Origin of the sequence: Streptomyces sp. NBC_01428, from assembly GCF_036231965.1 — a bacterium.
In the GTDB taxonomy this organism is placed as follows: Bacteria; Actinomycetota; Actinomycetes; order Streptomycetales; family Streptomycetaceae; genus Streptomyces.
The window spans coordinates 891,632-917,622 of sequence record NZ_CP109499.1 but is presented as its reverse complement, the minus strand read 5'-3'; the positions used below and the strand labels follow the sequence as shown (position 1 = coordinate 917,622).

At 71.3% G+C, this 25,991-nt stretch carries 23 protein-coding genes and 1 riboswitch; of the genes, 9 read left to right on the top strand and 14 right to left on the bottom strand.

Going from position 1 to position 25,991, the window contains the following annotated elements; all coding sequences use genetic code 11:
* Positions 1 to 17: 17 nt before the first annotated feature.
* The 8 genes from OG406_RS04000 to OG406_RS03965 form a co-directional block, all read right to left on the bottom strand.
* On the bottom strand, positions 18 to 701 hold the full coding sequence (locus OG406_RS04000; RefSeq protein ID WP_329183984.1) for a hypothetical protein: 684 nt from the start codon (positions 699 to 701) through the stop codon (positions 18 to 20).
* Positions 698 to 2,335, bottom strand: a complete 1,638-nt coding sequence (locus OG406_RS03995; RefSeq protein WP_326841533.1) for a serine/threonine-protein kinase — start codon at positions 2,333 to 2,335, stop codon at positions 698 to 700. The genes OG406_RS04000 and OG406_RS03995 overlap by 4 nt, the downstream gene beginning before the upstream one ends.
* Positions 2,336 to 2,439: 104 nt before the next feature.
* Positions 2,440 to 2,769 (bottom strand): hypothetical protein, encoded by a 330-nt coding sequence (locus OG406_RS03990; protein WP_266618810.1) that lies wholly within the window; start codon positions 2,767 to 2,769, stop codon positions 2,440 to 2,442.
* A gap of 189 nt (positions 2,770 to 2,958) precedes the next feature.
* Positions 2,959 to 3,402 carry a hypothetical protein gene (locus OG406_RS03985; RefSeq protein ID WP_329183981.1) on the bottom strand — a complete coding sequence of 148 codons (444 nt, stop codon included), beginning with the start codon at positions 3,400 to 3,402 and terminating at the stop codon, positions 2,959 to 2,961.
* A 122-nt stretch (positions 3,403 to 3,524) separates the two neighbouring features.
* Positions 3,525 to 4,391: an oxidoreductase gene (locus tag OG406_RS03980; RefSeq protein WP_329183980.1), complete on the bottom strand. Its 867-nt coding sequence runs from the start codon at positions 4,389 to 4,391 to the stop codon at positions 3,525 to 3,527.
* Between the two features lie 193 nt (positions 4,392 to 4,584).
* A complete protein-coding gene (gene metE, locus OG406_RS03975) occupies positions 4,585 to 6,903 on the bottom strand; it encodes a 5-methyltetrahydropteroyltriglutamate--homocysteine S-methyltransferase (RefSeq protein ID WP_329183978.1) in 2,319 nt (772 codons plus the stop codon).
* Between the two features lie 162 nt (positions 6,904 to 7,065).
* A riboswitch (cobalamin riboswitch) is annotated at positions 7,066 to 7,284 on the bottom strand.
* Between the two features lie 161 nt (positions 7,285 to 7,445).
* Positions 7,446 to 8,630 (bottom strand): GDSL-type esterase/lipase family protein, encoded by a 1,185-nt coding sequence (locus OG406_RS03970; protein WP_329183976.1) that lies wholly within the window; start codon positions 8,628 to 8,630, stop codon positions 7,446 to 7,448.
* 100 nt (positions 8,631 to 8,730) lie between these two features.
* On the bottom strand, positions 8,731 to 9,300 hold the full coding sequence (locus OG406_RS03965) for a TetR/AcrR family transcriptional regulator (RefSeq protein WP_329183974.1): 570 nt from the start codon (positions 9,298 to 9,300) through the stop codon (positions 8,731 to 8,733).
* A gap of 71 nt (positions 9,301 to 9,371) precedes the next feature.
* Here OG406_RS03965 and OG406_RS03960 point away from each other — a divergent pair, with 71 nt between their 5' ends.
* Positions 9,372 to 9,863: an FBP domain-containing protein gene (locus OG406_RS03960; RefSeq protein WP_329183973.1), complete on the top strand. Its 492-nt coding sequence runs from the start codon at positions 9,372 to 9,374 to the stop codon at positions 9,861 to 9,863.
* A gap of 147 nt (positions 9,864 to 10,010) precedes the next feature.
* Here OG406_RS03960 and OG406_RS03955 read toward each other — a convergent pair whose 3' ends face one another.
* Positions 10,011 to 10,775, bottom strand: coding sequence for a hypothetical protein (locus tag OG406_RS03955; protein WP_267049534.1), 765 nt, complete (start codon positions 10,773 to 10,775; stop codon positions 10,011 to 10,013).
* A gap of 335 nt (positions 10,776 to 11,110) precedes the next feature.
* Here OG406_RS03955 and OG406_RS03950 point away from each other — a divergent pair, with 335 nt between their 5' ends.
* On the top strand, positions 11,111 to 11,530 hold the full coding sequence (locus tag OG406_RS03950; RefSeq protein WP_081221313.1) for an ATP-binding protein: 420 nt from the start codon (positions 11,111 to 11,113) through the stop codon (positions 11,528 to 11,530).
* A 129-nt stretch (positions 11,531 to 11,659) separates the two neighbouring features.
* On the opposite strand, the gene OG406_RS03945 is transcribed toward OG406_RS03950, so the two are convergent.
* The gene (locus OG406_RS03945; protein WP_329183971.1) at positions 11,660 to 14,104 is read right to left on the bottom strand and encodes an alpha-L-rhamnosidase-related protein; all 2,445 of its coding nucleotides are present in this window, start codon (positions 14,102 to 14,104) and stop codon (positions 11,660 to 11,662) included.
* A 400-nt stretch (positions 14,105 to 14,504) separates the two neighbouring features.
* A complete protein-coding gene (locus OG406_RS03940) occupies positions 14,505 to 14,972 on the bottom strand; it encodes an SAM-dependent methyltransferase (RefSeq protein WP_267049536.1) in 468 nt (155 codons plus the stop codon).
* A 306-nt stretch (positions 14,973 to 15,278) separates the two neighbouring features.
* Between OG406_RS03940 and OG406_RS03935 the strand changes: the two genes are divergently transcribed.
* The 4 genes from OG406_RS03935 to OG406_RS03920 all read left to right on the top strand — a co-directional run bounded on the left by OG406_RS03935 (position 15,279) and on the right by OG406_RS03920 (position 19,249).
* A complete protein-coding gene (locus OG406_RS03935; protein WP_164375303.1) occupies positions 15,279 to 16,208 on the top strand; it encodes a CDP-diacylglycerol diphosphatase in 930 nt (309 codons plus the stop codon).
* Between the two features lie 131 nt (positions 16,209 to 16,339).
* Positions 16,340 to 16,903, top strand: a complete 564-nt coding sequence (locus tag OG406_RS03930; RefSeq protein WP_267049537.1) for a DinB family protein — start codon at positions 16,340 to 16,342, stop codon at positions 16,901 to 16,903.
* Positions 16,904 to 17,137: 234 nt separating this feature from the next.
* A complete protein-coding gene (locus tag OG406_RS03925) occupies positions 17,138 to 18,103 on the top strand; it encodes a GNAT family N-acetyltransferase (RefSeq protein WP_329183968.1) in 966 nt (321 codons plus the stop codon).
* Positions 18,104 to 18,250: 147 nt separating this feature from the next.
* On the top strand, positions 18,251 to 19,249 hold the full coding sequence (locus tag OG406_RS03920; RefSeq protein WP_329183966.1) for an RNA polymerase subunit sigma-70: 999 nt from the start codon (positions 18,251 to 18,253) through the stop codon (positions 19,247 to 19,249).
* Between the two features lie 94 nt (positions 19,250 to 19,343).
* Here the strand turns inward: OG406_RS03920 and OG406_RS03915 are convergent, their stop codons facing one another.
* Positions 19,344 to 20,441, bottom strand: coding sequence for a winged helix DNA-binding domain-containing protein (locus OG406_RS03915; protein ID WP_329183964.1), 1,098 nt, complete (start codon positions 20,439 to 20,441; stop codon positions 19,344 to 19,346).
* 201 nt (positions 20,442 to 20,642) lie between these two features.
* On the bottom strand, positions 20,643 to 21,239 hold the full coding sequence (locus OG406_RS03910) for a DinB family protein (RefSeq protein ID WP_329183962.1): 597 nt from the start codon (positions 21,237 to 21,239) through the stop codon (positions 20,643 to 20,645).
* Positions 21,240 to 21,339: 100 nt separating this feature from the next.
* Here OG406_RS03910 and OG406_RS03905 point away from each other — a divergent pair, with 100 nt between their 5' ends.
* From OG406_RS03905 to OG406_RS03895, 3 genes are all read left to right on the top strand, one after another.
* Positions 21,340 to 22,491: a helix-turn-helix transcriptional regulator gene (locus tag OG406_RS03905; RefSeq protein ID WP_329183960.1), complete on the top strand. Its 1,152-nt coding sequence runs from the start codon at positions 21,340 to 21,342 to the stop codon at positions 22,489 to 22,491.
* Between the two features lie 125 nt (positions 22,492 to 22,616).
* Positions 22,617 to 23,156, top strand: a complete 540-nt coding sequence (locus tag OG406_RS03900; RefSeq protein ID WP_329183958.1) for a hypothetical protein — start codon at positions 22,617 to 22,619, stop codon at positions 23,154 to 23,156.
* Between the two features lie 63 nt (positions 23,157 to 23,219).
* Positions 23,220 to 25,100, top strand: coding sequence for a glycoside hydrolase family 15 protein (locus OG406_RS03895; protein ID WP_329183957.1), 1,881 nt, complete (start codon positions 23,220 to 23,222; stop codon positions 25,098 to 25,100).
* A gap of 25 nt (positions 25,101 to 25,125) precedes the next feature.
* Here the strand turns inward: OG406_RS03895 and OG406_RS03890 are convergent, their stop codons facing one another.
* Positions 25,126 to 25,947, bottom strand: coding sequence for a maleylpyruvate isomerase family mycothiol-dependent enzyme (locus tag OG406_RS03890; RefSeq protein ID WP_266850367.1), 822 nt, complete (start codon positions 25,945 to 25,947; stop codon positions 25,126 to 25,128).
* Positions 25,948 to 25,991 lie beyond the last annotated feature (44 nt).

The window sequence follows — 25,991 nt, the reverse complement described above, 5'->3', positions numbered from 1 at the left end:
CCGGCGCACCGTACGGATCAGGGGCAGTGGTACGTGAGCCGCGTCTCGACGCTGCGGCGCACCGGGGACAGCACGCGCAGCTCGGCACGCGCCGTGTACCGGCCTTCCCCCTGGAAGGTCCACAACAGGTGCAGGTGCGCCCGTTTCTGACCCTGTGTCATCTCCTCGTGCAGAACCTTCGAGGAGCTGCCGTCGCTGCGCACCCAGCGGTAGGCGAGTTCCCCCGGCCGGCCGTCGGTGGTGACGGCGGCGACGATGTCCACGGTCGTGTCGCATCCGGGCGAGGACGACGTCGCGGAGACCGCGATGCCCTCGACCCCCACGGAGGGCCCGGAGCGGTGCCACAGAAGGAAGGCGACGACGGCCAGAAGCGCCAGGGCCGGCAGGACGTGCCGCCGCCAGGTCCGGCGGGGAGCCGGGACCGCGACGGGCACCGCCGTCGATCGGCGCACGGTGTCCGCGTTCACCCCGGGACCGAAGCGCAGCAGGGTCCCCTCGACCCGGTCGGGCGGTGTGTCGAGCACCGTCGGCTCCGACAGCGCCCGTGTGGTCGAACTCCCGTCGAGGGCAAGGGTGTCGGAGGCCCGCGTGCCGGTCTCATCGGTCTCGTCGGTGTCGGGCCGCTGGATCCAGTGGCTGGCCAGCACGGTCGCGCTGTAGTCGTCGTCGGACGGCGCGGGAGCGCCGGGGTGTTCGTTCATCCGATCGTGCACCGCCTCGTCAGGAGCTGCTGCGAGGCGCCGCCGTCCGCGGAGACGGGCTGCGTCCCGGCCCGGACACCCCAGTAGCAGCCCGCACCCTGGAAGGTGTGGTCGAGGGCGATGGTGTACTGGGTCGAGCCACTGCGCCGGTAGGTGTCAGCCCCTCCGTCCTGGGCGCCGGCCTGTCCACTGGCGTCACCGGTGGACCACGTGACCGTGATGTCGACGGGTCCGGTTCCGTCCGTGGTGACGGTGACCGACGCCGTGGCGGTCGCCGTGCCGGTCTGCCGGAAGCCGCCGAACACCACCGACTTGACGCCGACTTCGGGCGACGGGGAGGTCGTCGTGGGTGCGGCCGTCGTGGGCGCCGAGGTGGTCGGCGGCGCGACGGTGGCGGTCGTGGAGGCCGACGAAGGCGTCGGCGTCGCGCTGCCGTCCGTCGGAGGGGCCGACGCGGTCCCCGTGGGGACGGCCGAGTCGGACGACGACGCGGACGGTGTCGGGGAATCCGGGTCCGCCGTCACAGGGATCCCACCGGTCGCGCCCGGGTGTGCGCTCGTGGTGGCGAGGGCCTGTGCCGCCTGTCCCGGGTCGCCGAACCCGGGCGCCTGCCGGTCGATGCCGTACGTCAGCAGGAGGGCCGCGACGATCGCGGCCGCCGAGACGAGCAGCGAACGGCCGCCGGGACGCCAGGCGCGCAGCACGTCGGGGGTCCTGCCGAGGACGGTTCGCGCCGTGTCCGTGACGCTGTTGCGCGGCTTGACGGGGGCATGGGGCAGAAGCAGCAGCGAGAGCGCGGCGAGAGCCGCGAGGCGTCCGCGTCCGCGTTCCTCCCAGTCCGGTCCGTACGCCCCGCCCGCGGTGGCCTCCAGCTCCGCCACGAAGTCCTCGGCGTCGGTGGGACGTTGCTCGGGCGTTTTCGCCAACCCGCGGCGCACCAGGGAGCGGACGGGCTCGGGCGCCTCGTCGGCGGGGATGGGCCCGTCCACGTGCTGCAGCGCGAGCTCGGCCAGGTTCTCGCCCGTGTAGGGCTTCCGGCCGGTGAGGCACTCGAAGAACGTGGCGGTCGCGGCGTACACGTCGGCGGCCGGGGACGCGGGGGCGCCGGTCCACTGTTCCGGAGCCATGTACGACGGAGTGCCCGCGATACCCGCGGTGGTGCCGTCGGCGGCAGCGATCCCGAAGTCCACCAGCTTCGAGGTGCCGTCCGAACGGACGAGAACGTTCTCCGGCTTGTAGTCGCGGTGCACCACGCCGATCCGATGGGCGTCCGCGAGCCCGAGCAGCGAGCCCTTGAGCAGGACGAGCGCGGCCTCGGGGGAGAGGGGCGCCTCCCTACCGAGCAGGGTCCGCAGACTGACACCGTCGACCAGTTCCATGACGATCGCCGCGCCGTCCGGGCTCTCCACGTACTCGTACAACCCCGCCACGTGGGCGCTGCGCAGGCCACCGAGCAGCCGGGCCTCCGCCCTGAACTCCCGCACGAAACCCGGGCGGGTGCGCAGCGACTCACTCAGATACTTGACCGCGACGGGCAGCCCCGTCTCCTGGTGCACGGCCAGCGCGACCCGTCCGCTCGCCCCCGACCCGAGTTCCCGTGACTCGGCGTACCCCGGTACCGCCCACGTGCTCATGCCCCACCCCCCCCCGAGACCTGGGACACGTGAGGCGCTCCGGCCCCCACGCGCTCCCAGCCGTGTGCTGTGAGACACGATTCAGGCCGGATCGGTTCCAGCCGTCAGGGACCGGAGCACCAGGCCTGCCACGCCTCCTCGGCGCAGCCGTGCCAGCGCACACGGCGGTCGCGGGCGAGGAGGGATCGCCAGGGTTCTTCGGCCATGACGTGGAACACGCGGGGGCCGTCGGGCAGGAACGCGCCGCGCGGTTCCTGGTCGCCGGACAGCTGGGCCTGCCGCAGGTCGAGGAAGACCACGGCCTGCTGCCCGCACCTCTCCCGCAACACGGCGGAGAGATACGAGGCCGCGGACCGCGGAAGCCGTCCCTCCACCACGATCCAGCTGCGTCGGCCCGCCAGCGCGATGATCCGGACACGAGCCGATCCCGCCATGACCGTCCTCCCTCGGAGTCCTCCCAAACCATTCGTAGCCGGAGCGGTCGCGGATTGGCCCGAATCGGCAACAGAAGTGGATCAGTTCGCGGACCCTACCTCCGCCGGGCCCCCGGACGAAGCCGTTCGGCCGACACGCGCCGCCCCCTCGGGCGAAGCAGGTCACCCTGGAGAGCGGCGGGGAGGACCTCAGGTGATGTCGAACGTGACGACGGCCCGGGCGGGGGAGCGGAACAGGCCGGGGTCGACGGGGGACCGCTCGATCAGGACGTTCACTCCAGTACCCGGGCCCCTGGTGATGTAGCTCCAGGCGGGTCCCTTCAAGGCCGGGCCGCACAGCCCCTTGGGGAGTTCCCCCTCGTCCGTCGCGAGCCCGTAGGCGCTGCCGTACTGCTCGGCGAACGGCTTCGCGTCCTGCGGCAGGAGTCCCGCGCGGTGCAGGTAGTCAGGTATCCGGTCGCTCAGGAAGGAGACCTGGGCGGTGCCCTCGCGGGTGGCGTAGTGGACGTCCGAAGCATCCGCGGGGAGCGGGACGCCGCCGGCCGAGATCACTTGGGGCAGCTCGGTCGTGCTGCCCTCACAGGCCCGTGCGTCCCCGAACGGCTTGAACAGCTCGTCCTGGAACAGCCACACGATCCCGCCCGCGAGCAGAGCGAGGAAGACGACCGCGACGCCCGTGTAGACCGGCCAGCGCCGTGCGCCCTCGCGGCCCGCGGTCGGCGCCGCGGTCTCTTCGAGGGTCGCTCTGCCGCCGCTTATCGGCCGACCTCCAGGTCCGCGAGATCTTCGGCGGTCAGCTTCAGCGTGCCCGCGTCGATGTTCTCCTCCAGGTGGGCGGCCGAGCCCGTGCCGGGGATGAGGAGGATGTTCGGTGACCGGGCGAGCAGCCAGGCGAGGGCCACCTGCGGCACGGTCGCGCCGTGACGGGCGGCGACGGTGTCCAGCCGCTCGGCGGTGACGGGCTGGAAGCCGCCCACCGGGAAGAAGGGCACGTACGCGATGCCGGCAGCCGCGCAGGCGTCGACGAGGGCGTCGTCGTCCCGTCGGGACAGGTTGTAGAGGTTCTGGACGCAGGCGATCGGAGCGATCGCGCGCGCCGCCTCGAACTCCTCCAGCGTGACGTTGGAGACGCCGAGGTGCCGGATGAGGCCTTCGTCGCGCAACGCGAGCAGGGCCTCCAGCGGCTCCGCGAGGGAGGCGCCGGGCCGGTCGACGTCGCCCATGCGCAGGTTCACCACGTCGAGCCGGTCCAGGCCCAGGGAGCGGAGGTTCGCCTCGACACCACGTCGCAGGTTGTCGGGGGTGAGGCCGGTCTTCCGGTCGGCGGGCAGCGCGATGTCGGCCCCCTCGACCAGCGCGCCCACCTTCGTCACGATCACCAGGTCGTCCGGGTACGGGTGCAGCGCCTCCCGGATCAGCTCGTTGGCCGCCACCCCGTCCCGTGCGTAGTAGTGCGAGGTGTCGAGGTGGTTCACCCCACGCTCCACGGCACGCCGCAGTACACCGAGAGCGGTCTCCCGGTCCGGCCGGTCGCCCCGCGGCCAGCCGGTCAGCTTCATCGTCCCGTAACCGATGCGTGCGACGTTCAGGTCGCCGCCCAGTGCCCATCGCTCTGTTGTCACGATCATCACCCTAGTACGCCGAATTCAGGTGCGATCTTGTCGACCGGAACCGAAGAGGGCGTCGAACGCGAGGCCATGGCGGGCCAGTTGTGTTGAACCCGCCATGATCAGCAGATCTGGGCGGCAGACAAGGACGAAAGGTCGCCGGCCGGGGGACGCCCCGTGGTGTCCCCCGGCCGGCGTTCCTCGTGGGTCAGGACCCGGACAGCTCCGTGCGGACCGTGCGGGCCGCGCTGACCAGGTTCTCCAGGGAGGCTCGGGTCTCGGGCCAGCCGCGGGTCTTCAGCCCGCAGTCGGGGTTGACCCACAGCCGTTCGGCCGGGATGGCCTCAAGTCCCTTGCGCAGCAGGACGGCCGCCTCGTCGGCGCCCGGCACGCGCGGCGAGTGGATGTCGTAGACCCCCGGGCCCGCCTCGCGCGGATAGCCGTGCTCGGCGAGTTCGCCGGCGACCTGCATGTGGGACCGCGCGGCCTCCAGGCTGATGACGTCGGCGTCGAGGTCGTCGATCGCCTGGACGATGTCCCCGAACTCGGCGTAGCACATGTGGGTGTGGATCTGGGTGCCCGGCCGGACGCCCGCGGTGGTGAGGCGGAACGCCTCGGTCGCCCAGTCGAGGTAGGCGGGGCGGTCCGTCGCGCGCAGCGGCAGGGTCTCGCGCAGTGCGGGTTCGTCGACCTGGATCACCGAAGTGCCGGCCGCCTCCAGGTCGTTCACCTCGTCGCGCAGGGCGAGGGCGACCTGGCGGGCGGTGTCGCCGAGCGGCTGGTCGTCGCGGACGAACGACCAGGCGAGCATGGTGACCGGCCCGGTGAGCATGCCCTTGACGGGCCGGTCGGTGAGCGACTGGGCGTACGTCGTCCAGCGCACCGTCATCGGTTCCGGGCGGGAGATGTCGCCGGCCAGGACCGGCGGACGCACGTACCGGGTGCCGTAGGACTGGACCCAGCCGTGCTGCGTGGCGAGGTAGCCGGTGAGCTGTTCGGCGAAGTACTGGACCATGTCGTTGCGTTCGGCCTCGCCGTGCACGAGGACGTCCAGGCCGGTCTTCTCCTGGAAGGCGATGACCTCGCCGATCTCGCTCCTGATGCGCTCCTCGTATCCGGCGACGTCGGTGCGTCCGGTGCGCAGGCCGGCCCGGGCCGCACGGAGTTCGGCGGTCTGCGGGAAGGAGCCGATGGTGGTGGTCGGCAGCAGCGGGAGGCCGAGGTGGGCGCGCTGGGCGACGGTCCGTTCGGCGTAGGGCTGCGAGCGGCGGGAGTCGGTGGCCGTGACGGCGGCGGCACGGGCGCGCACGGCTGGGTCGTGGGTGAGCGCCGAGCCCGCGCGGGCGGCGAGATCGGCCCGGTTGGCGGCGAGCTCGGTCGCGATGGCGTCCGTGCCGTGCGAGAGCCCCCGGGCGAGCGTGACGATCTCGGCGGTCTTCTGGCGGGCGAAGGCGAGCCAGCGCAGGACCTGCGGTTCGATGTCGCGCTCGACGGCGGAGTCCAGCGGTACGTGCAGCAGCGAGCAGGACGCGGCCACGTCGACCTGCCCGGCCAGACCCAGCAGGGTGCCCAGCGTGGCGAGTGACTTCTCCAGGTCGTTGACCCAGATGTTGCGGCCGTTGACGACCCCGGCGACGAGCCGCTTGCCCGGCAGACCGCCGACGGCGGCGAGCGCGTCCAGGTTCGCGGCCGCCGCGTCGGTGAAGTCGAGGGCGAGTCCCTCGACCGGAGCCTTGGCGAGAACGGGCAGGGCCTCGCCGAGCCGGTCGAAGTACGACGCGACGAGCAGCTTCGGACGGTCGGTGAGAGCCCCGAGAGCCCGGTAGGCGCGCTCGGCGGCGTTCAGTTCGGCGTTCGTACGGTCCTGGACGAGAGCGGGTTCGTCGAGCTGGACCCACTGGGCACCGGCGGCACGCAGGTCGGCGAGCACCTCGGTGTAGACCGGCAGCAGCCGGTCCAGGAGGGTCAGCGGGTCGAAGTCCGCGGACACACCCGGGGCGGGCTTGGCGAGGAGCAGATAGGTGATGGGGCCGACCAGGACCGGACGGGCCGACAGTCCGAGCGCCAGGGCCTCCTTGAGTTCGGCGACCTGCTTGGACGAGTCGGTGGTGAAGACGGTGTCCGGGCCCAACTCGGGTACCAGGTAGTGGTAGTTCGTGTCGAACCACTTGGTCATCTCCAGCGGCGCCACGTCCTGGGTGCCGCGGGCCATCGCGAAGAATCCGTCGAGGGTGTCGGCGGCGACGGCCTCCCGGTGACGCTCGGGGACGGCGCCGACCATGACGCTGGTGTCCAGGACGTGGTCGTAGTACGAGAAGTCGCCGGTCGGTACTTCGTCGATGCCGGCTTCGGCGAGCTGCCGCCAGGTGGAGCTGCGCAGTTCGGCGGCGGTGGCACGGAGGGCGTCGGCGCTGACGCGGCCCTTCCAGTAGCCCTCGATCGCCTTCTTCAGTTCCCGGTTCGGACCCTGGCGGGGGTAGCCGTACACGGTGGCCCGTGCTGCCGCGGCTGCGGTCTTCGTGGTCACGGAAATCTCCTTCGCGAGATGTCTCCTTGGATCCCGATGGGAGCCGTGAGCGCGAAGGGTGACGCACCGGGCGGGAGGACGTGGCGCGCCGGAGCGCGGCCGTGCCGCCAGGTATGTACGCCGACCCGCCCACGAGGTCACCGGGATGTCCGCGCGCGATGGGTCGCGCACGGGCAGCGGGCAGGTCTTCGGACTCGCGGGCACGCCCTCCGGACGGAGGTCACCTACTGGCCGTCGCTTCCCAGACCCGGCCGGGCCCAGTGCGTATGACGGCGGTCGTTCCCGCTCACCGCTGCGGGGCAGTCCCGGATTCCCACCGGGTTCCCTCTTACGACGCATCCCGTCTGGCGGACGGGGCGAACCAGCTGCGGACGTCACCCTATGCGGACGGACGCCGTGCTGGGGAGAACGCCCACATCCCGGATGGTCGTACGAGACCCCCGGGTGGGGATCGGAGCACGTCAACCGGTGTACGGAGGGCGGCGGACGGCCCTGGTGACGCGCCCGGGTGATGTGGTCGGGTCCGCGCCTGGTCCCGTACTTCAGGCGGAGGGCCCGGGGAAGCCCCGGGTGCCGTCGAAGGCGAGTTTCGCGAACCGTTCGCCGATACGACGGTGGGTGGCGGCGTCGGGGTGGAGCGCGTCGGGCAGCGGGAGTTCGACGGCGTCGGCCTCTCCGTACAGCTCCCGTCCGTCGAGGTAGTACAGGTTCGGGTCCTCGGCGGCCCGCTGTTCCACGATCCCGGCGAGTTCGGCACGGATGATCTGGAGCGTCAGTTTTCCGCTCGCGCGCTCGGCGGGGTCGCCGGCGGCGCGGAACCGCAGTCGTCCGCTGCTCAGCGCCGTGAGGTCCGGCATGCTCGGGCCGGGCGTGTCCTCGTGGATCGGGCACAGGATGGGGGAGACGACCAGCAGCGGTGCGGTGGGGTGGCCCTCGCGGACGGTGTCCAGGAAGCCGTGCACGGCGGGCGTGAAGGCCCGCAGTCGCATCAGGTCCGTGTTGACGACGTTGATGCCCAGCTTGACGCTGATGAGGTCGGCGGGGGTGTCGCGCAGCGTACGGGCGGTGAACGGGTCCAGCAGGGCGCTGCCGGCCAGCCCCAGGTTGATGAGTTCCACCCCGGCCAGCGAGGCGGCCAGTGCGGGCCAGGTCGTGCTGGGGCTCGCGGCGTCGGAGCCCTGGCTGATCGAACTGCCGTGATGCAGCCACACCGTGCGGCCGTGGTCCGGCGCGGGCTCGACGGGGGCGTCGGTGCGCAGGGCCACGAGTTCGGCGGTCTCGTTGTGCGGCAGCCAGATCTCGATGTCCTTCGGGCCGTCGGGCAGGTCCGTGAAACGAACGGTGCCGACCGGGCCGGGTGTGGTCGTCGCCGAGCCCGTGGTCATGTCGAGGGTGAGGGTGTTGCCGCCGGACGCGGTCGACCCACCCAGAAGGCGCCCGTCGACCACGAGGTCGTACCGCCCGTCGGGCCGTGGCGGGGCGCCCACGTAGACCCGCTTGGTCGGGAGGGTGTCCAGCTCGACGGTCGTGGCGCGCGTGCTGAAGACCAGCCGCACGCCCGAGGGCTGGGCCTCCGCCATGGCCAGTTGACCGTCGGCGCACTGGGCGCGCGCCCAGGCGGGCAACCGGTGGGGCAGCAGACCGACGGCGGTGCGCTCCAGCTCGATGGCGCCCCGCACCAGGTCGGCGGTGACGGGAGTGGTGATCCGGTCGTGCTCGCTCTGCATGATGATCTGGGCCTGTCGTTCGGGGGATTCGTACGGTGCGGACGCTCCGGAACCCGGCGAGCGCTGTCCGCCGTTGGCCCCGTCGGTCCTACCGCGTCGGTCAGGGCGCGGGCCAGTTCCGCAGCAGGGAGTCCAGGGCGTCCAGGACGCGTGACCAGCTCTCCTGCGAGTCCGGGGCGCTGTGACTGAACCCGCCCGACATCTCCAGGCTGACGTAGCCGTGGAAGACGCTGCCGAGCATGCGGACCGCATGGGTCTGGTCGGGTTCCACCAGGTCGTAGCCCCGCAGGATCGCCCGCGTCATCTGTGAGTGCCGCGCGCCCGCGCTGGCGGCGGCCGCCTCCGGGTCCAGCCGGAGCTGCGCCGCGGCGTAGCGGCCGGGGTGCTCGCGTGCGTAGTCGCGGTAGACGTTCGCGAAGGCGGTCAGGGCGTCCTTCCCGGCCCGTCCGGCCAGGGCTGTCGCCCCACGGTCGGCGAGTTCGTCGAGGGCGAGCAGGGCGATCCGCGTCTTGAGGTCGTGCGAGCTCTTCACATGCGAGTAGAGGCTCGCGACCTTGACGTCGAACTGCCTGGCCAGCGCGGAGACGGTCACCTGATCGAAGCCGACCTCGTCGGCCAGCTCGGCTCCCGCCCTTGTCAGACGTTCCGTGGTCAGTCCTGCGCGAACCATAGCGATCCTCTCTTCTGGCAGAACTGATTATGCATTTGCCTAATAGGTTTAGGCAAATTAGCGTAGGTGTCATGAAGCCGTTGACCGAGCAAGAGATCCGTGCCGCGTTCGTGAACTGCACGAAGGGCGAGGCGAAGCGCCTCTCCGTCCCCCGCGACCTGGCCGACCGCCCCTGGGACGACCTCGACTACCTCGGTTGGCGCGACCCCCAGTCACCCGAACGCACCTACATCGTCGTCGAGTTGGACGGCGGCCTCCGAGCGCTGGCCCTGCGCTGCCCCGCCCAGACCTCCGGGCACATGCGCCGCAGTATGTGCTCGCTGTGCGTGACCACCCACACCGGAGGCGTGTCCCTCATGGTCGCGCCCAAGGCGGGCAAGCTGGGGCAGCAGGGCAACTCGGTGGGCGCCTATATATGCAGCGACCTCGCCTGCTCGCTGTATGTGCGCGGCAAGCGCGACGCGGGCGTCGGCGGACGGATGCACGAGTCGCTGACCCTGGAGGAGAAGATCCAGCGCACCGTGACGAACCTGGCGGCGTTCGTCGCCAAGGTGACGGCGTGAGGGAGACACGGCCGTCCCGGGCCGCGGCTCGGGACGGTGCCGGGCGCGGGGAGACGGAGAGCTGAGGCGCGACGCCGTGCCCGTCCGGGCGCGGCGAGGCGTAACGGTTCCCCGTTCCTCGCGGACCGGGTGCCTGACGTCGGACGGTCAGCCGGCGCTGGCCTCCACGGGCTGCTCGGTGCTCGCCGCGGTCGCCGCCGGCTTGTGGCCGTCGGTCGCCGTGTAGAAGACGGACGCGCCCTGCTTGGCACGGTGGGCGTGGCTCTTCGCCACGAGGTTCTCCAGGGTGGTGCGCACGACGTTCGTCTGGATACGGCGGTCGGGGTGGGTCTTGCCCAGCGCCGTGGACACCTCCGCGGCCGAACGGGGCTCACCCTGGGCGGTGAGGTAGCCGCGGATCAGCTCGACGAGGGTGGGCTGACCCGAGACGGCCTTGGCCGCGGGCTTCTTGGCGGGAGCGGCCTTGGTGCCGGAGGACTTCGCGTCCCCGGTCTTCGCGTCCCCGGTCTTCGCGTCGGACGCCTTGGCGGCGACCGTCTTCGACGCGACATCCTTCGCACTGCCGGCGGTCTTGGCGCGCGACCGCGTGCCCTTGGCGTCAGTGGTCTTCGTGGCCTTGGCCGCCTTGGCCGGGCTCGTCGCCTTGGTCGCCTTCGCGGCGGACTTCTGCTGGGGCACGGACGGCGCCGCGGGCTTGACCGCCTTGGTGGGGGCGGCCTTCTCCGTGACACCGAGGGCCTGGTGGAGGCTCGTCAGGACGGAGTGGTCGTGGCGCAGCGCGTTCAACTGCTCCTGGAGGGCGTCGATCTCCGCACCGATGCGCTCCTGCTCCTTGGTGTTGCGGTCCAGGTCGCCGATGACCTGGGCCGTGTACTGCGATGTCAGCTCGGTGGAGGAAGTGGTGTCGGGCATGGTGTGGACCTTTCGTCGGTGCACGACCGCCACATGAACACACATGGAGCGGCCGGAGGGCGATGCGCGTCCTGGCGACCGCGCTGGAGGACGGGGCGCGCAGCCGCACCTGCTGCGTCGTGCCCCGGCCTACCGATAGTACGGACAGGGGACACCTGTTGTTCCCGTCGCGCGAAGGTTGGCCCCCGGGAGAGGGTGACTTATGGCGCGGGATTGACTTCCGCACAGGTGATCCGAAGGCCGCCGCCACCCCCACCCGAGTGTGTGGGCGCCTTTCGGGTACCCGAGCCCCACGGCACGATACGGATGGATGAACCCGGAGCGAGGACAGGAAAATGGCGGTCAAGGCGATGGGCTGGGCGCACTCGTTCCCGGTCTCCGGCGGTGTGCGGGCCGGAAGGCAGTGGACCCGCAGACACCTGGAGTCCCTGCCCTGGACGGCCCAGGAACCCGACACGGTCGACGCCGTCGTCCTGACGGTGTCCGAACTCCTCACCAACGCACACATCCACGCGCGCAGCGACGCGGCTCTGGTCCTCACCTGGGACGGCGACTGCCTCCATGTGAGCGTCCACGACGAGGATCCCACCCTGCCCCGCCAGCGCGACCCGGAACCGGGCGCCGTCTCCGGCCGGGGCGTGGGCATCGTGCAGATGCTCGCGGACGACTGGGGCATGAAGTGCCAGCGCCACGGGAAGACGGTCACGGCCTGTTTCCGCCCGGAGAGCGCGCACCAGCAGGGTGACGGCGGCTGAGCGCTCACCCTCTCGCACGGAGTCGGCCCGGTCGGGACGTCGGTGCGACAGGCCGACCTTCGGGATGCGATCACATGAACGCGCCGGGTGGGGAGCCGAGTTGACATCGGCTCCCCACCCGGCGTGCTCTCACTTGCGCCGTAGGGCCGTGAAGGTGTGGGTGCCCGCTCCGAGGCCGGAGACGGTGACCTGGTGGTCGGTGACCCGCACCGTACGGTCCGACTGCCGACGGCCGTCCCAGAGAACGCGTCGGCCCGCGCGCACCGTCACCTCACGAGCGTCCATCGGGAAGGTGAGCGCTCCATGGGTGCCACCGGGCACGTGGACGGTCACGTCGAACGCGGTGCGCGCCGTTTCCCAGCTGACCTGCAACGGGCCGTGCGGTGTCGGCAGTTGGCCCTGCGCCCAGCTGACGCCCGCGGGCTGGGGGCGTACCTCCCAGGTGGCGTAGCCGGGGGAGGTCGGCCGGGCGCCGAGCAGTTGATGGGTGAGGGCGGGCAGGACGCCGGTGGACCAGCCGTGCGCCATGCTCGTGTAGGCGCCCTCGTACAGCGATCCGCCGGGGCCGATGCCCTCCCAGTTCGTGATACCGGGGTCGTGGCTGTCCATCCAGCCGTACGTGCGCCGGATCTGGTCGACCGCCGACTCGGCCCTGCCGCTCTCGAAGCGGGCCACGATCTCGGGGTACGAGGTGAACGCGTACACCCGCTGCGAGGCATCGCCGAAGATGGTGTCGTTGTCCATGAACGCGTTGCCGTACGGCCGTCGTGTGGTGGCGTCCAGGTGGGCCAGCGCCGAGGCGGCGCGCTCGGCGTCGGCTATGCCCGCGGTGATGGCGATCGAGTTGCCGTCCTGCGCGTGCCGTACCGGGCCGGTCGCGGAGTCGAGATAGGCGCCGGCGTCAGCATCCCAGAGGTGGGCGTTGACGGCGTCCTTCACCGCGCCCGCACGCGCTTCCCAGCGCTGCGCGTCGGCCTCGTGCCCCAGCCAGCGTGCCATCCGCGCCGCGTCGTTGAGAGCCTGGACGTAGTTGGCGTTGTAGTAGGTGATGCGACCGGTGCGGTCCAGGAAGGCGTAGTCGCCGTAGCCGCCGGTGTTGTTGAGCCCCTTGCTGAGGAGACCCGCACTGTCGGTGACGCTCGGGTACCAGGTGTCGAGCACCTTGAGCAGGTTCGGGTAGTAGCGGCTCGCGTAGGAACGGTCTCCCGTGTAGAGGACGTAGTCCCAGCTGCACGTCACCCACCACAGCGGATAGTCGAACAGGGGCAGCCCGTAGCCCGAGATGGAGGCCGGCGGGATCCATCCGTCGGCCCGCTGGTGTTCGGCGAGGTCGGCCAGCACGTTGCGTGCGGCGGCGGCCGCGTCGTCGTGCGTCAGGTACAGGGTCCGCGCCGACACGGCCAGGTCACCGACGTACGGGTCCCGGTCACGCTTCGGCCCGTCGTGCAGCACGAGCTTGCCCTCGAGCGAAGGGCTCCAGGCGTTGCGCGGGTCGACGTCGTCCTGGCGGAAGGTGTCCGTCACCAGCTCGTTGGTGTACGAGGCGCCGTACCAGTAGCGGTTGAGGTCGTCGTCGGAGCACAGGAACCAGCCGCGGTACGTGCTCGGCGTGCCGAGGTAGGCGGTGAAGTCGAGGCTGACGGAGTCGATCTCGACGGTTCCCCACGGCTGTGCGACGGGCGCGTCGCCGGCCAGCGCGTCGAGGGTGATCTTGAGGTACCGGAAGCCGTGCAGGCCGTCGGCGTAGACCTTGCCGTCGGACTGGTAGCCCTTGTGGTCGGTCCAGTCGGCGCCCCTGGCCGGCACGGCGAACTGGTCCGTCCCCTGGCCCGCGCCGCCGGCCTGGTCGGAGCGGGTGAAGTCGGAGCGTTCGGTCAGGAACTGCTTCGTCTCGGAGAACGCGAGCCGCACACCGGGTGAGTTGTCGGACGCGGAGGTGAACCGGACCCGCGGGAACCCCACCACGACCTTGCCGAAGTCCACGGTGACGCTGGGCGCCGCCACCGGGGCGACGGGCTCGGGCCACACCTCGTTGACCCGGGTGAAGGCACCCTTCGGTGTGTCCTGGACGTTTGTGACGGTGATGCGGATCCGGTTGGTGGTCACCGGGGAGGAGAACGACACCGCCCGCTGGATGACATCGTTGTCTTTCACCGTGGCGACGGTCTGCCAGGCGTCGTCCTTCCAGACGTCCACCGTGAAGTCGGTCGGCACGCCGTCGCCGTTGGAGATCAGCGTGATGCCGGACATCTCCCGGGCCGCCGGCACCGTGATGGTGAGGGTGTCGGGGAACACCCCGATCGTGTCGTCGTTCCAGAAGGTTCCCGGGTCGCCGTCGATCGCGTTCTTGGCGTCGTACGTCCGCGGCTGCCCGTCGTTGCCGTTGTTCCCCGCGTGAGCCGACGAGGCCTCGGCCACGGTGCCCTCGGGCCAGCGCGGGGCGGCGGCGGGCCGGGGCCGCCGCAGCACGGTCCTCGCGCCGCCCGGCTTCAACAGGCCCTCGGCGCCGCTCACATCGCCGGTGGAGGCGATGACCCGTACGGGCTGCACGGTCCGGGAGGCCGGGGCCTGCACGTACCCCTGCCATCCCTTTGCCGCACGGGGTACCGATGCTGACGGCGCGCCGGCCCCGTCCGTCCTCCCGGCGGCGGACGCGGCCCCCGCGAACGGGACCCCGGCGGCCGTCACGGCCAGGGCCCCGGCCCCGGCGACGACGACCGCCCGCCGGGAGGGACCGGTCCCCGGAGTGCTGTCTGGAGTGCTGTGCGACGACATGGCGCCTCATTCCTCAGTGACTGAAACGATTCAATCGTGACGGGCGAGGTGACGTTATCCCAGGAGGTGGGCGGCGTACAGGTGTTGGGCAGGGGGAGGTTCGGGTCAGTGGGCGGCGCGAGGGTCCGAGGAGCGGGCCGAGCCGGTGCGCACCGCCGGGCCGTGGGCGGATCGCTGAGCTTCGCCCCTCGGTCCCCGCCTACGGCTTGAAGTACTCCGACATCAGGCTGCTGACCCACTCCGGCTGGTGGACCTCCGGTGGGCGGAACTCCGTCATCGTCGGCTTCAGGTCGATGACCGGGGTCCCCGACACGGCGTCGAGGCCCACCACGGTGAGTTCGCGGCCCTGGACGGACTCGACGGCGCAGCACGTCACCCCGATGCGGTTCGGTCGGCGGGGGCCACGGCCGGCGAAGACGCCGACGGGCGGGAGGTCGGAGCGGCCGCGGTAGGGGCGGGGCTCGCGGTAGTCGTCGAGTTCGGCGAGCTGGTCGAAGACGAAGAGGACCTCCACGTGGGAGAAGTCCTCCAGACCCTGCAGGCACGCCTCGCCGAAGCGTTCGTCAAGGGTGATGGTGCTGCGGACCGCACCCCAGTTGTCCGTGTGCTGGACGTCCGTCCGATCGTTTCGGACGGTACCTATCGACGTGATCTCGAAGCTCGGCATGGCCCAGAGGCTAGCGCCAACGCGCCCAGGGCGGCAGGGAGATGATCGGTGCGGGCGTATGCCGAGGACTGTTGCTCGGCTGCCGGCCGGTCCGGGCGCCGCCGCTTCGTCCCTCGTCCTCGGGGTGGGGCCGGGGTTGCCTCCCCATGGCGGAATCCATGACGCTCACCCGTTCGGTTGCCGGGTATCCGGCCCGCCGCTGCCTACTCTGTGAGCGGATCGGCGAGGGGCGAAAGTGGGGTAAATCACCCGCTCGCGTTCAGGGTCGACCCATCCCGCTGCGGTCGTCACCATCGGAGATCACGCATGACAGAGCACAAGAAGACGAACGAGGTTCCCCGGCGTCAGTTCATCGCGCTCTCCGGTGCGATCGGTGCGGCGACGCTCCTGACCGGCGCGGGGGTGAAGGGGAGTACTGCCAGGACGGATGACCCGGGCCCGGGCTACGGGGAGGACTCCTGCACGTGTCCCACTCCTCCCACGTCGCCTCCCGGGGCGGGCCAGAGCCCCTGCCCTCCGACCCAGTTGCAGGGACTCTGTGGCAAGCCCACGGACAATGACGCGCTGTGGCACGACGTCCAGTACTGCACTCAGGGGATCGTCCCACCGGCGCCCCAACCCAAGCCCAACTGTCTGAAGACGACGTCGAACTACGTCGTGCTGCACGGCAAGCCCGAGACCCAGCACAACTACCTCCTGCTCCCGAGTTGCCGGATCACGGGTATCGAGTGTCCGTTCCTCGTCACCTCCGGAGTGGCGAACTACTGGAACGACGCCTGGGAGAACGCGAGGAGTGGAGGCAGTGTCCCCGTTCAGTTCCCCAACATCGGACTGGGGATCAATTCGACGAGCGCCCGGCGCTTCAACCAACTGCACATCCACATGGCCGGGGTCCGCGCCAGCGTGCAGCGGCGCCTTCAGGAACTGCAATCGATGAGCCGCGTGGCCACCCACCCCGCGCAGTGGGCCGCGAACCAGGAGCTCATCACGAGTGCCGACGGGGCGGGGGATCGCACGTACCGCATCCTCCTGCTGCCCAACCTCACCCAGAACCTCTTCGCCCTGCTCGACCAGTACGTGGTCAGGCCGAACGGGCTCAGCATGGCAGGGCAGATGATGATCGTGGTGCCGAAGATGTCGGCCACCGGATTCGCGGGATCCTTCTACGTCCTCAACAGCGACAGTTCCCTTCCGAGCGGTACGAACACGTGTGACCGGCTGCTCGTCTACAGGTGAGCGGCTCGCTGCGGCGCGGCCCGAAGGGCACATCAGTCCAGCGTCATCTCCCGGTGCGGAACGGTCTCGCGACCAGAGCAGGCGACGGCGCTCGCGAAGGGCGCGGCCAGGTCTGTCTGTAGTGTGCGCAAATGACAAGAAGCGAGCGCATCGCGGACCAGTTGGACCGGCATTGGCACAAGAACCTGCGGCCGCGGCTGAACGGGCTTGCTGATGAGGAGTACTTCTGGGAGCCGGTGGGTGGCTGCTGGAGCATCCGCCCACCGGGCACGTCGGCCGCGCCGATGTCGGCCGGTTCGGGGGAATGGATGATGGACTTCGCGTCCCCTGACCCGGTGCCGGCGCCGGTGACCACCATTGCCTGGCGGCTGGCGCACATCATCGTCTCCTGCCTGGGCTATCGGGTCGCATGGCACTTCGGCGGCCAGGACGTCGACTCCCAGACGTTCGCCTATGCGGGGACTGCTGACGAGGCGCTGAGACAGCTCGATGAGATGTATGGGAGATGGAACGCGGGGGTCCGCGAGCTCTCGGACGCCGCCCTGGAGAATCCGCCCCCGGCGGGACCCGAGCGGTTTCCCATGGAAGGCATCGTCCTGCACGTCAACAGGGAGTTGATCCATCACGGCGCCGAGATGTCCCTGCTGCGCGACCTCTACCGCTGGCAGGACGGAACCGTACCGCCCCGCAGATGACTTTCCGGTAACCGGCGTTCGAGCTTCGGAAACCTACGTGGACGCGTGACGCTTCATGGCTGCGAGCTTCAGGTGATGCCGGCGCGAGGGGTCGAGGAGTCGAGCGTGTTCTCTCGATCCGTCCGACGGGTGCATGCGTTGGCTCGACCGGCCGCGTCGGTCCGCTCGCCGTACAGTGCCGGCCTTCGTCGCATCAGGTCGACATGAACGTACGGATGGCGCAGGGTTCACACCATGCCCCATCCCTTCCCGAAGCCATTGCCGACCGGATGGCGAAAGCGGTCGGCCACGGTCGCCGATGTCGGCGCGGTCCACCGTCTCGTCACCGCCTGCGAGAGAGACCTGCAGGGTGCCGCCGCGACAGACCTTGATCGCATCGCCGCCGATCTCAGCGTGCCCGGACTGGACCTGGCGTCCGACACCTTGCTCGTGTGCGACTCCGACGGAGAACTGACCGGCTGGAGTCGGGTGAAGGGTCGACGGGCCACGGTCCATGTACACCCCGATCACCGTGCGCTGGGTCTGGGTAGTGCCCTGCTCGCCTGGAGCGAGGCGCGGGCACGGCAGTCGGGCGGCGATCGCCTGGCCCAGACCGTCGCCGACAGCGACCACGCCGCGATCGCGCTGCTCCGATCCCGCGGATACGCGCCGCTCGTCACCGAATGGCTGCTGGAGATCGCGTTGCCGGTCGCACCGGAGGTGTCCGAGCCGCCGACGGGGGTCACGGTCCGACCATTCCGCGCCGGCGACGAGCGAGCGGCCCACCAGCTCACCGAGGACGCGTTCGACGAGTGGCAGCAGCGGCGGAAGACCTATGCCGAATGGGCCCGGCACACGGTGGAGCGAACGACGTTCGAACCTGATGCCTCACCTGTGGCCCTCAACGGCGACCAGATGGTCGGCGCTGTTCTCTCGTTGGACGTTCCGGGCACCAGTGAGGGTCACGTCGAGCGGGTCGCCGTACGACATGACCACCGCCACCGGGGGATCGCGCGCCTGCTTCTGCGGGAGGCGTTCCGCGCTTTCCATCGCCGAGGGAAACAGACCTGCGCACTGTGGACGCACTCGGAGACGGGCGCGCTGTCGCTCTACGAGCGGATCGGCATGACCGTGCAGCGTAGTTCGACGGTGTACAGCAAGACCTTCACCGGGGGTGTGAGCCCACGGGGGCTCGGGGGATCCGCCTCGACGGCACCCTGATCCCGGTCGGCCGCGTGCACGGGCGGAAGCCGACCTGCCGAGGACGAGGCGCGTTGCCGCAGCCGTGTCGAACGGCCCTGGTGATGAGTTTTCGCGCTCGTACCCGTCACACCTACGACGGGACACGACGAGGCGAGAGGTGACGTGATGAGTGCGGACACACGGCTGGAGGAGCTGGGTGTGAGCGGGCTGGGCGAGGTCGACGAGTCGGCGTTCTCGGGGCTGGCGGAGCGGCACCGGCGGGAGCTGCACGTGCACTGCTACCGGATGCTCGGGTCGTTCGAGGACGCCGAGGACACCGTGCAGGAGACGTTCCTGCGTGCCTGGCGTCGGAGGGAGACCTTCGAGGGGCGCTCGACGTTCCGGGCCTGGCTGTACCGGATCGCCACCAACGCCTGCCTGGACCTGCTCGCCAGATGTCGCCCGGAGCCCGCCTCCGGCGGCGAGGTCCGGTGGCTGCAGCCCTACCCGGACCTGCTCCTCGACGAGTTGCCCGCGGGCGACGCGGACGAGCCGGAGACCCTCGCTGTCGCGCGGGAGACGATCGAGCTCGCCTACCTGGTCGCGGTCCAGCACCTCGCGCCGCGCCCGCGGGCCGTGCTGATCCTGCGGGACGTGGTCGGATGGCCCGCGAAGGACGTCGCGGACCTCCTCGGAGACTCCGTCAACTCCGTCAACAGCGCGCTGCAGCGGGCACGCGCCGGTATGCGCGAACACCTGCCCGCCGAGCGACAGGACTGGACCGGCGGCGAACAGGACGCCGGGACGCGTGAGCTGGTGCGCCGCTATGCCGATGCCAGCGTGGCGACGGACATCGACCGACTCGCCGCACTGCTACGGGACGACGTGCGCTGCTCGATGCCGCCGACGCCAGGGCTGCACGTCGGCCGCGACGCGGTGGTCGACGACTGGGTCGAGAGCGGCTTCGAGAGCATGAAGGGCCTGCGCGCCGTCCCCACGTCCGTGAATCGTCAGCCCGCCGTCGCCTTCTACCTGTGGCGAGAGCGGGAAGGCGCGTACCTGCCGCTGACGATCGACGTCCTGCGTGTCACCGGCGGGACGATCACCGAGATCGTCACGTTCCACGACGACCGGTTCACTCGGCTCGGGCTGCTGGAGCGTCTGCCGGCGGACGGCACCGAGTAGGGGTGGAGCTTTCGCACCCGGCGCTGAGGGACACGGCGTCGAAGCGGTCGTCGATGGACACAGCCCACGGATCCCTTCCGTCGGTGAGGCGGGCTCAGCCCCGGGCGATGTGCACCCGATCGCCGTCCCCGTCCGACAGGAACACCGCCAGCTCCCGTGCCTCCTCCCGCACGGCGTCCCGGGTTGCGTTGGGCAGGGTGTGCAGCGGCGTGACCGTCACCGTGTGTTCGGCGACGCCCCAGGTCCCTGCGACGCGGCCGTCGATCAGGACCACGCGCTCGCCGGCCACCGACAGACCGCGGTGGGCGTCGTCGATGATCCGGCCGCGATCCTGGTAGCCGAGGATCGCGTTGTCGAACGCCGGCAGGAACCGCACCGGGGCGGGGGTGTCCGGGTCCGGACGGGGGGCGTCGGGCAGGTCCAGGAGTTCACGGCCCCGCTCGTCGCGGAAGGAGACCAACTCCCCCCGTACGGCGGACACCGCGGCCGGGAGTCCGGCGAGCCCGCACCACGCACGGAGATCCGCCGAGGAGGCCGGGCCGAACGCGGCCAGGTAGCGCCGCACCAGCGCCTCGCCGACGGGGTCCGTGCCATCCTGCGGCGGAGGGTCCACCTCCCTGCCCAGCCACGAGGCCAGCGCGACGTTCCGCACGCCCGCCTTCGTGCGCCACAGCCCCCGCGGTGGAGCCTGTGCCACCGGGACGAGTGCGGCGATCACCATCTCACCCAGGGCCCGCCGCCCGGGCTCCGGCCAGCGGGCCGCCAGCACGCGCACCACCTCGGACGTCGGCCGGGGCTCACCGTCCGCCATCAACTCCGCCGCGGCCGAGGCGAGTTCGTCGAGGTCGACCCCGTCGAGTTCGCGCCGGTAGACCCCGAGCACCCGTTGACGCAGCATGGCGTCGTGCCGGGACCGCCAGGCGAGGACGTCCTCCGCCGTCAGCAGGTGCACCGTGCGCCGCATGAGATGCGCCCGCACCACGTTCCGCCCGGTCAACAGGGCGGACAGGGAATCCGGTTGGAACGCCCGCAGTCGTGACCACAGCCCGGTGTACGGCTCCTGGGGTTCCTGCGCCTGGAGTCCGCACAGGTGCGCGATCGCCTCGTGCGCCGACAGGTCGGCGCGGTCGAGCAGCAACTGGCGGGCCAGGGTCGCGCGGTTGAGTGACCGGTCGTCGAGAACGGTCGTCATCGCCGCACCATCCGGCTGCGGGTTCCCGCCGCTGCACCGTGCGATGCCGTGGCACCCTCGACGGGCTTCCAGGTCGTGGTCACGCTGTTCCCTTTCCGTTCCGGTCAGGCATGCCGGCAGTCAGCAGTCAGCAGTCAGCAGTCAGCAGTCAGCAGTCAGCAGTCGGTGGTCAGGAGTTGGCGGCCGACGATCGGCGGTCGGTCAGGTCGCCTTCCGGCCGTCGAGGCTCTCGCGGAGGATGTCCGCGTGCCCGGCGTGCTGTGCCGTCTCGGCGATGACGTGCATCAGGACCCTGCGCACACTCTGCACGGCGCCGGGCTCGTGCCAGGGTGCCTCGGGAAGCGGGTGGGTCGCCGAGAGGTCGGGAACGGTGGCGACGACCTCTTCGGTGCGGGCCGCCACCTCCTCGTAGCGCTTGACGATGTCCGCCAGGGTCTCGCCGGGCAGCATGCGGAAGTTGTTCTGATGGTCGATCGCCCACTGCGGGAACTCGCTCGCCGTGCCGGCCGCCATGTCCGCCCAGGTGACTCCGGCGGGCAGGTCGTAGCGCAGCGCCGACGGGCCCTCCACGGCGAAGCGCAGCCAGCCCTCCTCGATGGAGGCGACGTGTTTGATCAGACCGCCCAGACACAGAGTGCTGACCGTCGGGTTCGCTCCGGCCTGCTCGTCGCTGAGGCCGAGCACCGTGCCGGTCAGAGCGGACCGGGCGGCCGCCAGCTCCGCGAGGAGGTCGGCCCGCTCGCCGTCGAGCGCGGCGGCGGACGAGGCGGAGGAAGGGGACGAGGGAGGCGTTGCCATGTGATCAGGTCCTTCGGGTCGGTCCGGTGGTTGCGAACGAGACCACCGTCTCAGGAGTAGCGGACAGGATGTGTCCGCTACCTGGGGGACGATCGGCGACATGCCGACGACATCCGCGCGACTGCTGTCCCTGCTCTCGCTCCTCCAGGCCCGCCGGGACTGGCCGGGGCAGCTGCTGGCCGAGCGCCTGGACGTCAGCCCGCGCACGGTGCGGCGGGACATCGACCGGCTGCGCGAGCTCGGCTATCCGATCCGCACCGCGAAGGGCCCCGACGGTGGCTACCGCCTCGGCGCCGGTACCGAGCTTCCGCCGGTCCTGTTCGACGACGAGCAGGCCGTGGCCCTCGCCGTGGCGCTGCGGACCGCGGCCGTCACGGGTGCGGGCATCGAAGAAGGGGCGGTACGGGCCCTCAGCACCGTCCGGCAGGTGATGCCCGCGCGGCTCCGCCATCGCGTCGACGCCCTTGAGGTCACCGCCGTGGACCGGGCGGGGACGACAGTGAGGCCGCAGGCCGACCCGGCCGTCCTCCTGGCCCTCAGCGCGGCTGTCCGCGCCCGCGAGGTCCTCCGCTTCGACTACACCCCGGCCTGGACACCCCGGCCGGTCCCGGACACCTCTGTGCCGCACCCGGCGGGCGGTCTCGCCCCGGATCCTCCGCGCCGCGCGGAACCGCACCACCTGGTGACCTGGTGCGGACGCTGGTATCTCGTCGCCTGGGACCTCGACCGGGCCGACTGGCGCACCTTCCGGGTCGACCGGATCGACCCTCGAACGCCCAGGGGCCCCCGCTTCACCCCGCGCGAGGTGCCGGGAGGAGACGTCGTCGCGTTCGTCGCCGGCAGGTTCCGGGGAGCGGAGGCTCGGGCTGGTGCCGGCGTGGGCGGTTCGCCCGGGTCTCGCATCTCCACCGAAGCCGAGGGCTCGGACGGTTCCGGCGGGTCGGTCCCCTTCGCGGACTGGCCCTGCCGGGGCGAGGTGATCCTCGACCTGCCCGCCGCCGTCGTCTCCGGGTACGCGAGTGACGGCGTCGTCGAGGAGCTGGGCCCCGACCGCTGCCGCCTGGTCCTCGGCTCGTGGTCGTGGGCCGGTCTGGCCGCGGCCGTCGCCAGGTTCGACACCGAGATCCAGGTCGTCGGACCGCCGGAGCTGGCCGACGCCTTCGCCCGGCTGGCCCGCCGCTGCGCCCGCGCCGCCTCCCTCGCCGGGAGCGACGATCCCGCGGGCACGAGCCGGCCGCCGGTGAGCCCCTGAGTCCGGCCAGGTGGCCCGGCCCCGAGGCCGGCCGCGGGGCGATCCCCGTCCGCCCGGCCCCGGCGGGGCCCCTGCGCCCTCGCGCTCGTCGGGCAGCGCCGGAGACCCGGCCATATCTTGAGAGGGTGAGCCGCTCCAGTGTCCCGCCCCTCGGTGAGGGCCGTACCGAGCCGTCAGGGTCGCCGAAGACGTCGACAAGCCGACGAACCGACTACGCGGGCGCCATCTACGGCTCGATCCTGGCCGCCTCCGTCGTGGCCACGGTCGGATCCGGCGGCGCGCATCCGCGTCTGGAGATCATTCTCCTGCTGACCGTCACCGGTCTGGTCTTCTGGGCCACGCACGTCTACGCCCATCTGGCCGGGGAGAGGATCGTCGGCCAGCCCTGGTCCTGGCGGGAGATCCGCCGCAGCGGCCTGCACGAGTGGGCCATCGTCGAGGCCGCGGCCCTTCCCGCCGCGGCCGTCGCCATCAGCTGGTTCGGGATGAGCGTGAACACCGGGCTGTGGCTCGCCCTCGGCGTGGCGGTCGCCCAGCAGGTCGTGTGGGCGTGCCTGGGAGCCGTCCGCGCCGGGGCCTCCCGGGGGCAGGTCTTCGCCGAAGGCTTCGTCAACCTGGCACTCGGCCTGATCATCGTGGGCGCCAAGGTCGTCCTCAAGGACTGACGGCGCGGCCTGGGCGAAGACCCAGCGATCCCACACAGTTCACAACCCTCTATGGAGGCCGGCATGGCGGACGAGACTCCTGGAGCCCGGGCGGGAGAGGGGCCGCGGAATGGGCCCGGCGGGCGCCGCGGTGACGCGCCCCGGTATCTCCCCATCGCGGAGCACGGACTCATCGGCGACCTGCGCAGCGCCGCCCTGGTCGGCACGGACGGCACCATCGACTGGTACTGCTGCGGCCGCTTCGACGCGCCCAGTGTCTTCGCGTCGATCCTGGACGCCGACCGTGGCGGAAGCTTCGAGCTCGCCGCCGACGTCCCCGCGCGTGCGAAACAGTTCTACTTTCCCGACACCAACGTCCTGATCACCCGGTTCTTCGCGGACGGCGGAGTGGGCGAGATCCAGGACTTCATGCCGGTCGTGGACGGCTCGCGCGAGGCCGACCGGCACCGTCTGATCCGCCGCGTGGTGTGCGTCCGCGGCACACTGCCCTTCCGCGCCCGGATCGCCCCCCGCTTCGAGTACGGCACGGTGCCGCACACCTTGCACCTGGACGACGGCCAGGCGATCTTCGACTCGCCCGCGCTCAAGCTCGCGCTGACGTCGACCGTGCCCCTGGAGGCCGACGGGCAGGACGTGTGGTCGCTGTTCAAGCTGGGCGAGGGGGAGTCGGCGGTCTTCGCGATCGACCGGATCGACGACGACGTGCCGCCGCGCTTCTGCGCCGTGGCCGAGGCCGAGCGGGAGTTCAACGCGACCGTGGCCTACTGGCGGCGCTGGCTCTCCCGGTCGCGGTACAAGGGGCGCTGGCGCGAGATGGTGCACCGGTCGGCGCTCACCCTGAAACTGCTCACGTACGCGCCGACCGGCGCCATCATCGCCGCGCCCACCACCAGCCTGCCCGAGCAGATCGGCGGCGAGCGCAACTGGGACTACCGCTACGTGTGGATCCGCGACGCCGCCTTCTGCGTGTACGCCATGCTGCGCCTCGGCTTCACCGAGGAGGCCGAGGCGTTCATGACCTTCCTCTCCGAACACGTACGCCTCGACGATCCCGACACGACGGCGCCGGGCGGTCCGCTCCAGATCATGTACGGCATCGACGGGCGCCGTGACCTGCCCGAGCGTGAACTGCCGCACCTGGAGGGCTACCGGGGATCCGCCCCGGTGCGCGTCGGCAACGCCGCCGTCGGCCAGCTCCAGCTCGACATCTACGGGGCCCTGGTCGACTCGCTCTACCTGTACGACAAGTGGGGCCAGCCGCTCTCCAGCGCGCACTGGGACGGCATCAGCGCGCTCGTCGACTGGGTGTGCGACAACTGGGACCAGCCGGACGAGGGTGTGTGGGAGACCCGCGGCGGCCGCAAGGCGTTCCTGTACTCCCGGCTGATGTGCTGGGTGGCCATCGAACGGGCCATGCGGCTGGCCCAGCACCGCGGTCTGCCCGCCGACACCGTCCGCTGGGGCACCGCCCGCGACGACATCTACCGGCGCATCATGAGCCGGGGCTGGTCCGATGTGCGCCGGGCCTTCACCCAGTACGAGGACAGCGACATCCTCGACGCGTCCCTTCTGATGATGCCGCTCGCCAAGTTCGTCTCCCCGACCGACCCGAAGTGGCTGGCCACCCTCGACGCGCTGGGCGAGGACCTGGTCTCCGACTCGCTCGTCTACCGCTACGACCCGCAGGCGAGCCCCGACGGCCTTCAGGGCGAGGAGGGCACCTTCTCGATCTGCTCCTTCTGGTACGTCGAGGCGCTCACCCGCGCGGGCCGTATCGACGAGGCCCGGCTCGCCTTCGAGAAGATGCTCACGTACGCCAACCACCTCGGCCTGTACGCGGAGGAGATCGGCCACACCGGGGAGCAGAGCGGGAACTTCCCCCAGGCCTTCACCCATCTCGCCCTGATCAGCGCCGCCTTCAACCTGGACCGCAAGCTCGGCTGACGGCCGCGAGCGACGGCTGGTGTCGTCAGGGCGCGGTGAACAGGCCGGGGAACCGGGGAGCGAGCCACGGCCTGCGGCCCCTCACGAGGATGCGGCCACGCGCGAGGGGGCCGGCCTGTCCCTGGCGGCCCAGCGCCATCAGGAGGAACGTGACCGGCTCGATGTGGATCGTGCAGTCCGGCCGGGCCGACGGCCGTTCCTCGACGGACAGCACGCCGTCGGACACGGCCACGCCGAACCCGCCGCCGCCCCAGAGCCGTACGCCGTAGCGGGCGTTCATGCCGGTGATGCGGGACGAGTCGGCGACCCGCGGCATCACCCGGAGCATGAACGGCATGGTCAGGCCCACCCGGGCGCGGTCGAGCATGTGCGGCCGGCCCAGGGCGCGGGCGAGGTCGTAGCCGTGCCCGAGCATGTGCGTGAGCAGGTACGCGCCCAACTCCTGGGAGCTCATCGGACCGAGCGGGGTGACCAGGGGCCCCTCGGCGGTCCCTTCCTCCAGCGCCCGCAGGCAGGCGTCCGCCTGCTCGACGATCATGGCGGCCAGCGGCACCGGCTCCCGCTCCCCGAAGTCCGCGAGGGAACGCTCGTTGGCCTCGGCGAGGCTCTGCGGCGTGCCGTCCCCGTAGGGGCGCTCCTGCCCTGCCGCGAGCTCGGCCATCAACGCGTTGGCCAGCGCCAGATGCGCGGCCGCCTCGCCGACGTTCCACTCCGCCCCGGGTATCCGTCGCCCCATGTCGGTCCCGGGACCCAGCAGGGCGGCGATGTCCCGGGCGGTCCCGCGTATCGCCGTGCCGAGCCCGTCGGGCAGCGGCCTCCGCACATCCTGCCCCGCCACCGAGTCCACGTCGCGCCCTTCCTGCCGACGCCGCCTTCCCCCCGACCGGAACA

Coding starts and splice junctions, on each gene's coding strand:
- OG406_RS04000 (WP_329183984.1), bottom strand. CDS start 701: ATGAACGAACACCCCGGCGCTCCCGCGCCGTCCGACGACGACTACAGC.
- OG406_RS03995 (WP_326841533.1), bottom strand. CDS start 2,335: ATGAGCACGTGGGCGGTACCGGGGTACGCCGAGTCACGGGAACTCGGG.
- OG406_RS03990 (WP_266618810.1), bottom strand. CDS start 2,769: ATGGCGGGATCGGCTCGTGTCCGGATCATCGCGCTGGCGGGCCGACGC.
- OG406_RS03970 (WP_329183976.1), bottom strand. CDS start 8,630: ATGCAGAGCGAGCACGACCGGATCACCACTCCCGTCACCGCCGACCTG.
- OG406_RS03965 (WP_329183974.1), bottom strand. CDS start 9,300: ATGGTTCGCGCAGGACTGACCACGGAACGTCTGACAAGGGCGGGAGCC.
- OG406_RS03960 (WP_329183973.1), top strand. CDS start 9,372: ATGAAGCCGTTGACCGAGCAAGAGATCCGTGCCGCGTTCGTGAACTGC.
- OG406_RS03955 (WP_267049534.1), bottom strand. CDS start 10,775: ATGCCCGACACCACTTCCTCCACCGAGCTGACATCGCAGTACACGGCC.
- OG406_RS03950 (WP_081221313.1), top strand. CDS start 11,111: ATGGCGGTCAAGGCGATGGGCTGGGCGCACTCGTTCCCGGTCTCCGGC.
- OG406_RS03940 (WP_267049536.1), bottom strand. CDS start 14,972: ATGCCGAGCTTCGAGATCACGTCGATAGGTACCGTCCGAAACGATCGG.
- OG406_RS03935 (WP_164375303.1), top strand. CDS start 15,279: ATGACAGAGCACAAGAAGACGAACGAGGTTCCCCGGCGTCAGTTCATC.
- OG406_RS03930 (WP_267049537.1), top strand. CDS start 16,340: ATGACAAGAAGCGAGCGCATCGCGGACCAGTTGGACCGGCATTGGCAC.
- OG406_RS03925 (WP_329183968.1), top strand. CDS start 17,138: ATGCCCCATCCCTTCCCGAAGCCATTGCCGACCGGATGGCGAAAGCGG.
- OG406_RS03920 (WP_329183966.1), top strand. CDS start 18,251: ATGAGTGCGGACACACGGCTGGAGGAGCTGGGTGTGAGCGGGCTGGGC.
- OG406_RS03915 (WP_329183964.1), bottom strand. CDS start 20,441: ATGACGACCGTTCTCGACGACCGGTCACTCAACCGCGCGACCCTGGCC.
- OG406_RS03910 (WP_329183962.1), bottom strand. CDS start 21,239: ATGGCAACGCCTCCCTCGTCCCCTTCCTCCGCCTCGTCCGCCGCCGCG.
- OG406_RS03905 (WP_329183960.1), top strand. CDS start 21,340: ATGCCGACGACATCCGCGCGACTGCTGTCCCTGCTCTCGCTCCTCCAG.
- OG406_RS03895 (WP_329183957.1), top strand. CDS start 23,220: ATGGCGGACGAGACTCCTGGAGCCCGGGCGGGAGAGGGGCCGCGGAAT.